Below are 6,378 nucleotides of genomic sequence, written 5' to 3'. Positions count from 1 at the left end.
CACCCCGGCGAAGGCCGGGGCCCATCCCGCGACACCGCCACGGCCCGGCCCTATCCGTAATTTACCCCATTGCGACCCGAGACCTTTCCCATAGTCTCAGAACGCTTTAGGGGATTTTTCGAACATGCTTTCGCGCGCCTTCGCCGCCGCTCTTGTGGAGTGGACCCCATTTCACCGGACAGTCGGCGGTTGGGTTTAGGCACTGAGGCGCAGGAACTCGCGTGGTGAGCGGAACTTGAGCCCGGAGTGCGGGTGGACCTCACAATAGTCCTCGATCCATTCGGGCAACAAGGCCAGGATGGTCTGGGCGTCTGGAAGTATGACGGTTGAGGCGTAATCCCTCTTCAAGGTTTTTACGAAGGCCTCGGACATGCCATTGCTTTGCGGGCTTCGTACCGGGGTAAAGAGCAGGTCAATGCCCAGTGCCGCGGCCACCTGTGCAGTCTGCCGGGCGATATAGGCGCTGCCATTGTCCGACAGCCATTCGAGCCGGTGTGGGACCTTGAGTGTACGGAAGCGGCGCTCGACGGCAGCGATCATCAGATCACAGACCATCTCGCCGGAGATGCCGGCATTGGCAACAGCTGACCAGGCGATGATCTCGCGGTCACAGGCGTCGATGACGAAAACGATCCGCACCACCTCTCCATTCCTGGCATGAATCTCCAGATGATCGGAGCACCAACGGATATTGGAGCGCAGGGCAACCACAACTCCGTCGTGGGTGCGGGTGGGCCGGAGAGCGGTATGCTTTTGAAGGGTGAGCCCGTTCTGCTGCATGACCCTAAGCACACGCTTGGTGTTGACGACGGCCTTGCCTGCCTTACGCCGCTGCCTGTTGAGCAATGCTGTCACACGGCGATAACCATAGGTGGGGCGCTGGTCGATGATCGGGCGCAGCTCGGCAAGAAGGGTAACATCCTCAGGCTTGCGATAAGGTCCGCGTGGCTTGGCAGGCTTGCTGGCGCGCTCGGTCAGGTTGGACCTGGAGACGCCCAGAGTGCGGGCAACGACGCTCATAGGGTATCGTCCTCGGGATTGCTCCACGACAGCAAGGGCGAGGTCCGTTTTTTTGGGCGCGCGAGATCCAGGGCCTCCCTCAAGATCTCGGCTTCCATGGTCTTCTTGCCGAGCATGCGCTCGAGGTCACGCACGCGCTTTTCCAGATCGCGGACCTGAGAGGCGCCAACAACATCTTCATCGGCCTGGACGGCCGCGTGGCCGCCCTCGAGCATCCGGCGCTTCCAGGCGAAAAGCTGAGACGGAGAAATGCCAGCCTGGCGGGCCACATAGGAAACGCTCATGCCTGGCTGCATGGCCTGCTCAACCAGCCGCACCTTCTCGGCCACTGACCAGCGACGGCGGCGCTGCACGGAGGTGATGACTTCGACCCGTCGAAACGGCTCGTCGGTACTCTTGGACATAGTCGTACTCATAGGCGCATGCCTATGCCTTATCAGCTATGCCGACTGTCCGGTCAAAATAGGGTGCGCTCCATCTTGCGCTGATCCTTGTCAGCGTACCCGCCGCCTTTGCCGTCAACGCGCCCTCGGCCCAGTGCGTCCTCAATGACGACAAGTCGCACCTGACCATGGTGACGCAAAACACCAGCGACCAGCGCTTTGCCTGCACCGCGACGTGCCAGTACACGCTGACCAACCAGCGCCCGCTCCACACCTTTGAGTGCAATTTCGCCCTGGCCGCCAACGCACGCCAAGAGGCCGCCTGCGACCTCGACGGCACCGGCCCCGATCATTTTGGGGAAGTTCACCCGACCAAGTTTGTTTGCCAGCCGCGGTAGATGCGGTCACTGAAAAGTAGAGGCCGGTGAAGTCGATGGCCAGTTCCTTATGAGAAATCCCGCACCAGCCCCCTAAGGTGTTTAGAGGTGGACTGGTAGAAAAATGAAAGTTGTAATCCCAGCCTTAGGCGGTCAGGCTAGCCTTTCTGACTGCAAAGTCCCTAAACAATGTTTCTAACAACGCGACCTCGCTATCGGTCTCCAAATTACCGAGCCTCGGCGCGACTCGAGCAATTTCGAAGTTGCCACCCCCGACCCAAGAATAAATTTCCGAGACGCCACCTGGGTCTGTCCCGTCCAAGACATGCCGCAGTCTTGGTAAGATGAAATTTGCGACAGTTTGGAGATTTCGTTCTGCAATCATCCATCGCCGTCGCATTTTATGGGCAACCGCTGCAGTTGTTCCGCTTCCACCAAATAGATCAACAACCAGATCGCCAGGGTTTGTACTTATGTGAATAATCCGCTCGAGTAGCAACTCCGGCTTGGGAGTATCAAAAACCTCATGTTCAGGAAAGAGACTCAGAAGATGTCGCTTAGCGTCATCGTTTGTACCTGTGTCTGAAGCACCCCAGACTGTAAATGGCACCAGACCGCGAAGCTGATGGCTAAAAAGCTTAAGCCTAGGCGAGCCATCTCCATCTTTGGGGAACCAAATTCTTTCGTCCGCAAGTAGATTTTGATAAGTTGGTTCTGTCGCGTACCATGAACGGCCGCGGGGCGGCCTAATGACTCGACCGGTGGGCGTGGTAATCTCGTATTGTTGAGCTTTTCGGATACCCGGGGCTGTAAAAGGAGCATCGGACCATGGCCCGCGCGGGTCGTCATCCCTGTTGGTAAGATGCTCTGCATCCTTAGTCAGCAAATTTCGTGAGGTCTTCCATCTTTTGGGACCGCTAGGCGCGTAGACCAGAATTGTGTCGTGGTTAGTAGAAAAGGCTGCCCGTGAATCCCTGGTCGTCTTTTTTTGCCAAATTACCGAAGCAACAAACGCTCCTTCGCCAAAGACCTCATCCATAATGGCCCGAGTTCGATGAACTTCAGCGTCATCCAGGTGAACCCAAACGCTAGCGTTTTCGGTCAGTAGCGGCAGGAGTGCCATAAGCCGCTCGCGCATCATACTCAACCACATAGGCCGGTTCATTTTATCGCTGTACTGACGAACATCGGCGTGAGTATTGAATGGGGGGTCTATGTAGACAAGCCGGATACCCTCGCCGAAAATCGGGCTCTGAGATGTCAACGCTTCAAGCACATCCAGTCCATCGCCAATAGCCAATACATTTGAGTTTGGAGCTAACCGCGATGAAGTTTCTAGAACAAGTGGACTACGCAATCGAATGTCAGTAGCGTTCACCCATTCATAACCACATTTGCCCGAAGCGCGCAGCGACAGATCTTTATTTGGCCAAATAAGTTCGACGTTAGACATAGAAATATAATAGCTGGAAATGCATGGCGTCTCTCCCGTGAATCACCTTAATGAGGTATTGCCAACCAAACAATGAGAAGACGTACCTACATGCCCAAAGGCGCGATTAAATTGGGTAAGGCTCACGTGCCGGCGGACAGCTTGGCGACACTACCCATGAAGCCCTTTGTTAGATGGGTCGGGGGCAAATCTAGATTACTTCCTCGTATCCTTCCCCACGTACCAGTTAATATTATCAACTACTACGAGCCCTTTTTGGGTGGCGGCGCGGTGTTCCTCGCGTGCAGGCCTCGCATATCTGGTCGAGCCCGCTTGGCGGATCTAAACGAACACCTTATCGCCGCGTGGATTTCTATAAGGGACAACCCCACTGAGTTGGCCCGTCTTCAGGACTGGTATCTCGCAAACGATTCAAAAGAATTCTACTATTTCGTTCGTTCGAGTGTTCCTGCGACGCAGGTGGAGAAGGCTGCCCGCTTTCTATACTTAAATGGTGTTTCCTGGAATCACTTATGGCGAGAAAACTCTCGTACAGGGGCTATGAACGTTCCGTGGGGCGACCGCCAATTCAAGCGAATAGAAAAAGACACCATGACTGTCGCAGGGGAAATCTTGCGTCACGCCGATATACTTGCCGCTGACTTCCGCACCGCGCTTAAGGGCGCAACCGAAGGTGATTTCGTTTACCTAGATCCCCCTTACCTACCAATCTTTTCACGACCAGACGTTGAGAAGGAACCTACAGCCAAATTCAACAAATACACCGCCAAAACTTTTGAAGCAGAAGATCTGATCGATCTGGCGGAGATTTGCAAAGAACTTTCGAAACGGGGAGTGAGTTGGGTCATGTCTAATCGAGACAATGACTTTGTTCGCAGCCTGTTCCCAAACAATGAAATGATACGGTTTACAACCCATCGCTCGCTCGCCGCTCAAAGTCGCAGGCAAGTTGAGGACCATTTGTCACCTGAAGCAATTATCGTAGGAAAAATTACATGACCGCTCTTCCTGTGGAGTGGGTGCTTCTGGCCTACTACGGCCCATCAGCCCACAGGGCAACTTACGGTCGTCTCGGGGGCACCACGTACACAAAAGATTACATTCAACTCTCTCGAAAGACAGACTTTACGAATGCCCTGGCTAATCTGTTCCCTCCTCCAGACGAGGATGCCGGATCCGTATCCATCACATACAGGTGGCCACAAGGGACCGCGCCTGGTGCAATCGTTTTCCAATCCGCAGATCGTCCGCACCTCAAATGGGAAACCAGCCAGGGAGCACCGCTGGCGTGGAAAATGACACCAGAGCCGAACGAGGGCACGGCAGAAACCATTCCAGGAAATCCGAATCATCTAGATACGGATGCTGCTGAGGGCGAGCTCGAACTTCTTCAGCACAGCGGGGCAGGACAACCTTATCTATTAGCAATCAAGCTCCGCGGGCAACCCGCAGCCCTGCACGTCCGCGCATATCTCGAAGACCCTACCGATCGCTATAGCTGGGCAAATCTCGATCTTACTCCGCCTGAGATTCAAGCTCTCGCACAGCAAACGTCTCAGAGCTCGGCGCTGGCGTGGTCGAACTTTCAAAGTGGAGGGACCGAGCCCAGTGCTGCAGTAAGTGCAGCTCTGTCAGAACTTTCTGCATCTACCAACATTGAAGCTACAATCGATTCGTTTGATATTGATACGGGCCAAGCACTCACGGCGTATCTACAAGACCCCGCTTATGGACTGTTTTTCGATCCTGACAAGAACCACGACGGTTGGCTACAACCAACACCGTTGAATAATTCAATCCGTGGGGTTCTCGATGAGCTTTTGGAGCACCTCAGAGCTAAATTTCCGACAACTTCCCAAAGTGACGCCGTTGCGGAAAGCTTAGAAGTTTCACCCGATGACGTCGCGGCATTTGCAAAAAAAATCGAGAATGGAGACTATGAAGTTCTAGACACATATGCATCGACGAAGACACGAGGCAGTGCGCAAAGAGCTTTTTCCAAGAAAATAAGAGAAAATTATTCAAATCAATGTGCGATTACGGGAATAAGCACAACAGAATTTCTCGTGGCCGCGCACATAGTTCCTTGGAGTCAGGATCAGAAAATTAGATTGGATCCGTCAAATGGAATTTGTCTATCGCTGCTGATGGATCAGGCATTTGAAAGTGGATACATACTGATAGAAGACGATCTCACTATAGCTGTTGATTGGGAGAAGGTCGGAAAAGACGACTCGCTGCGAAGTCAATTGGAGGCATGCGATGGAGGGAAGCTCTCCTTACCAAAGCAGCATCCACCCAAGCCAGACTACCTTAGGCGACGGCGAGAGCTTAACTAATCCCCGTCCCCTCCACCCCGCCTTACCCTCTCCCGTCCGGCCCATCGCCGAAAGAGACAGGAGACACCGATGGCAGTCGCGTCCTTCAATCAGACAATCTCGCACTCCCTCGCCGAGCGCCATGAAGCGCTCTGGCTGCGCTTCAATGCCCTCCACAAAGACATCTGCGCCATCGCCGCCAAAAAGCCCGATGCGCTTGTGGGCGAAAGCGAGCGGATCGTTGCGGAAAGCCTCATCCACGACATGCGGCCTTTCCTCCAAAAGCCCATCGAACCGCTGCCGGTGGCGGCGCTCCACTTTGCCGGGCTCGCGGTGCAGCTCGGGCAGTTTCTGGCGCGGTTGGAGGATTTTGAAAATCGCCATGCCTATTGGGATGGCAAGCGGCTTTGCCGGGTGTGGCGGGTCAATGGCGAGGCGATCCCCGTCGGCAGGCTGCGCCAGGAAGTAAAGCCGTTCGAGCTCAAGACGGGCGACGGCAGGAATGTCCGCGAGCTCTTGGCCAAGCGCATGGCGCAGCGCGACCGCCGCATTTACGAGACCGGTTTTGAATCCGGTCGCGCGGCGCGCATCGGGCCGCCGGCGCCCAATACCGATCCATACTTATGAAACTTATCGTAAGCGCCAAGGCGCCCCCGTCTGACGCTTTGGCTTGAGTTGGATTATTTGCACGTCTGATTTTATGACGGTGTGAGTTTCTATGTCTGCTCCTATGCCCAGTGATAGAAGTTTCCAATTGCTGGAGGTGGTGCCGGGCCGGATGGACAGCAGTCCTGCGGTATCGCGGCGGAATTGGCCCGATGAGACCA

Annotated in this window: 6 protein-coding genes; 4 read left to right on the top strand and 2 right to left on the bottom strand. The window is 54.9% G+C overall.

The annotated features are described in order from the left end of the window. Positions 1–195: 195 nt before the first annotated feature. A protein-coding gene (locus VW35_RS04030; RefSeq protein ID WP_152662474.1) for an IS3 family transposase occupies positions 196–1,424 on the bottom strand; the annotation gives its coding sequence in 2 pieces (ribosomal slippage) (positions 196–1,076 and positions 1,076–1,424; 1,230 coding nt in all). A 167-nt stretch (positions 1,425–1,591) separates the two neighbouring features. Between VW35_RS04030 and VW35_RS21235 the strand changes: the two genes are divergently transcribed. Next, positions 1,592–1,801 carry a hypothetical protein gene (locus VW35_RS21235; protein WP_152662473.1) on the top strand — a complete coding sequence of 70 codons (210 nt, stop codon included), beginning with the start codon at positions 1,592–1,594 and terminating at the stop codon, positions 1,799–1,801. 124 nt (positions 1,802–1,925) lie between these two features. Here VW35_RS21235 and VW35_RS04015 read toward each other — a convergent pair whose 3' ends face one another. Continuing rightward, entirely contained in the window at positions 1,926–3,233 is a 1,308-nt protein-coding gene (locus tag VW35_RS04015; RefSeq protein WP_046141765.1) for a site-specific DNA-methyltransferase, read from the bottom strand. A gap of 156 nt (positions 3,234–3,389) precedes the next feature. Here VW35_RS04015 and VW35_RS04010 point away from each other — a divergent pair, with 156 nt between their 5' ends. From VW35_RS04010 to VW35_RS04000, 3 genes are all read left to right on the top strand, one after another. Then, positions 3,390–4,232, top strand: a complete 843-nt coding sequence (locus VW35_RS04010) for a DNA adenine methylase (RefSeq protein WP_200896863.1) — start codon at positions 3,390–3,392, stop codon at positions 4,230–4,232. After that, positions 4,229–5,572, top strand: a complete 1,344-nt coding sequence (locus tag VW35_RS04005) for an HNH endonuclease (protein WP_046141763.1) — start codon at positions 4,229–4,231, stop codon at positions 5,570–5,572. Before VW35_RS04010 ends, VW35_RS04005 begins: the two co-directional genes overlap by 4 nt. Positions 5,573–5,641: 69 nt before the next feature. Then, positions 5,642–6,178, top strand: coding sequence for a hypothetical protein (locus VW35_RS04000; protein ID WP_046141762.1), 537 nt, complete (start codon positions 5,642–5,644; stop codon positions 6,176–6,178). The last annotated feature ends 200 nt before the right edge of the window (positions 6,179–6,378 follow it).

The sequence above is a fragment of the Devosia soli genome, assembly GCF_000970455.1.
GTDB lineage: Bacteria > Pseudomonadota > Alphaproteobacteria > Rhizobiales > Devosiaceae > Devosia > Devosia soli.
Note: the sequence above shows the minus strand (reverse complement) of the source record. Positions and strands in the feature narration are given on the sequence as shown.

Bases quoted from the DNA above. Each gene is read 5' to 3' on its own strand.
- VW35_RS21235 (WP_152662473.1), top strand. From the start codon at position 1,592: ATGGTGACGCAAAACACCAGCGACCAGCGCTTTGCCTGCACCGCGACG.
- VW35_RS04015 (WP_046141765.1), bottom strand. From the start codon at position 3,233: ATGTCTAACGTCGAACTTATTTGGCCAAATAAAGATCTGTCGCTGCGC.
- VW35_RS04010 (WP_200896863.1), top strand. From the start codon at position 3,390: ATGAAGCCCTTTGTTAGATGGGTCGGGGGCAAATCTAGATTACTTCCT.
- VW35_RS04005 (WP_046141763.1), top strand. From the start codon at position 4,229: ATGACCGCTCTTCCTGTGGAGTGGGTGCTTCTGGCCTACTACGGCCCA.
- VW35_RS04000 (WP_046141762.1), top strand. From the start codon at position 5,642: ATGGCAGTCGCGTCCTTCAATCAGACAATCTCGCACTCCCTCGCCGAG.